The sequence below is a fragment of the Streptomyces milbemycinicus genome (assembly GCF_002154605.1).
Lineage (GTDB): Bacteria > Actinomycetota > Actinomycetes > Streptomycetales > Streptomycetaceae > Streptomyces > Streptomyces milbemycinicus.
Map to the genome: position 1 here is coordinate 1 of NZ_MUNE01000281.1, position 2,479 is coordinate 2,479.

General features: G+C 69.9%; 3 protein-coding genes. All 3 read right to left on the bottom strand.

The annotated features are described in order from the left end of the window. Positions 1-225 (bottom strand): hypothetical protein (locus tag CCN51_RS22500; RefSeq protein ID WP_143675874.1); only part of this gene is annotated, 225 nt, incomplete at its 3' end. A gap of 161 nt (positions 226-386) precedes the next feature. Continuing rightward, a complete protein-coding gene (locus tag CCN51_RS22505; RefSeq protein ID WP_148276909.1) occupies positions 387-1,184 on the bottom strand; it encodes a DUF6065 family protein in 798 nt (265 codons plus the stop codon). Positions 1,185-1,379: 195 nt separating this feature from the next. After that, on the bottom strand, positions 1,380-2,117 hold the full coding sequence (locus CCN51_RS22510) for a response regulator (protein WP_238545317.1): 738 nt from the start codon (positions 2,115-2,117) through the stop codon (positions 1,380-1,382). Positions 2,118-2,479 lie beyond the last annotated feature (362 nt).

Consider the following 2,479-nt stretch of genomic DNA (forward strand, 5'->3'; position numbering starts at 1 on the left):
CCGGCCGGCCAGCACGCTGCGGTAGAGGCCGAGCCGGGCAGCTCGGCCGGCCGGGATCCGCGGCGCGGGCACGCCGAACGCCTCCAGCACGGTGGCCGCCGCCTCCGCCGGGTCCAACACCGGCGAATCCGGCCCGCTCCGGCGCAGGGGCACATACAGCTGGCCGTCGGGGAAGCGGTCATGAACCCGGTGGGCCCAGTACACCGCGAACGAGGTCTTGCCCACTCCCGGGCCGCCGCCGACCGCGGCGACGACGGTTGGCGGTCAGCAGCAGGGCCGCCAGCACCGCCCGTCGTCTGGGCCCGGCCACGGGCACGGGGCCTTCCGGGCCGGTGGCCGTCACGGGGCCCAGGAGCTGGTAGCGCATCGTGCGTTCTCGTCTTCGGCTACTGCGGCGACGCGGCCTTGGCGTCCGGCGTCTCGTCCGCGCGCCGTCGGCGCGCCACCTCGCGGCGTGAGCCGCCGGGCCGGTCGTCATCCCGGACCGCGAGGGCGTCGGCGATCATCTGCCGCGTCTCCGACAGGCTGTCGGAGTCGGCCGGTACGAACTCCATTTGACGCAGCGTCCGGCTCTGATACGCCTCGGACGGCACCGGCTGCACGGCGAACAGCGGGTGCCTGCGGGAGAGTCGGACCACCTCGTCGGTGCGGCGGAACCGCAGGTTGCCGAGGAGCGGTCCGTGCCACCAGCCGGATTCGAGCAGCCCGTCCTGTACCTCGTACGTCAGGCTGCCCGGCAGGTTCGGCACGCCGCGCACCAGCAGGCTCCACTCCGGAGGGGTACGCGCGACCAGGCCCGTCCACACCTGGAGCAGTCCGGGTTCGGGCGCGGCGGAGAAGACCGGCAGGCCGAGCACGGGGTCGTCGTCGGGCGCCTCGCCGTCCCGTACCCGCAGCATGGTCTGGGCCGCCACCTCGGTCAGCGGGAGCCAGTCGGGGCAGCCCTCGGCCAGCCAGCGGAAGGAGGCCCCGTCCCACTTCACAAAGCAGTCCAGCGGCGGGTAGAGGTACCAGCCGTACGCCGAGGCGGCGCGGAACGGTTCACAGTAGGAGACGGCGCGGAACGCGGCGGTGCCGAGCGCTGCGGGGTCGGCCACCGTCGGCGGCACGGCTCCGTCGAAGCAGGAGCGGAACGAGAAGAGCGTCATGAGCCGGGTGCTGCCTTCTTCCTCAAGCTTCCTCAAGCGCCGGCGGATCGTCCGGCCTTGGGCGCCGGGCGGCGCCCAAGGCCGTCTCAAGAGCGTGGTCAGCGCTGGGCGCCACGCACCGCGTCGACGAGCTCCGAAGAGCTGCGCGCGGCCGGCCAGCCAATGCCCACCCGTCCCGACGGGTCGGCGAAGGCGACGAGCGCCACGCCCGAATCCGGGTCGTTTCGGCGTCTATGCGCTGTTGGCGTTCGACATCGGACCCGCGATCCGCTGCCGCGGTATCACCAGGCCGAACTCATAGCTCAGGGCGACGGCTTGGGCCCTGCTGCTGATTTCCAGCTTCCCCATGGCGCGGTTGAGATGTGTCTTCACCGTCGCTTCGCTGATGTGCAGAATCTTGGCGACGGTCGAGTTCCCGTACCCCTTGGCGACCAACTTGAGCACCTCGGCCTCGCGCATGGTGAGCGTCGCCAGCCTGGAACCGTCGTATTCGACCGGCGTGGTGCGATGGGTGCAGATGTCGACCAGACGTGACATCACGCCGGGCGAGAACACCATATTGCCGCGGGCGGCGGCCGTGACGGCCGCGGTCATCTGCTCCGGCGGGATGTTCTTCAGGAGAATTCCGCGAGCGCCTGCGTGGAGGGCCGCGTATATGTCATTGTCGTCGACCGTAGAGGTGACGAGGAGGGCGGTCGGCGGGTTCTCGGGGTCCGCCTCCAAGATGCGCTGGATGGTTTCCGCCCCGCCGAGATCCGGGAAATCGGTGTCGATGATGACGATATCCGGTTCGGCGCTCTCGGCCAGCGCGCAAGCAGTTTCGCTGTCCGCGGCCTGAGCCACCACACTCAGCCCCGGCACCGCGTTCAACAGCGCGGAAAGCCCCAGCCTTGTCCAGGGGTGCGCATCCGCGATGAGTAATGTGGTCTCCGCACCCTCCACCACATCACTGTCTCCCCCGCTGATCAAATGTTCCTCCTCCGGGCCGAACCGGCCGACCAGACACCAGAAACCCTTGCATGCACCGGTGACACACGCAAGGAAAAACTGACCGCGCAGGTCGCTGATTACGCTTAAGTCGGCGGAATCCAGGCCTTACAGGTCAACGGGTGAACAGGTGATGAAAGACGCGGATGACCTCCGCCCATCGCGGTGCGCCCACCGGCCCACCAGGCCGCTTTCCACTCCGCGCGGTAGCCCGAGGCGCCTGGGCGCATACCTCCGCCTGGCAGGTCGCGGGCCACAAACACCTTCCCACCTGCGGCAATGCCCGGAATTATCGCCTCCCCTTTCCCTTCGACCGGTCGGCCGAGCCGGGCCCGGCTCACCGC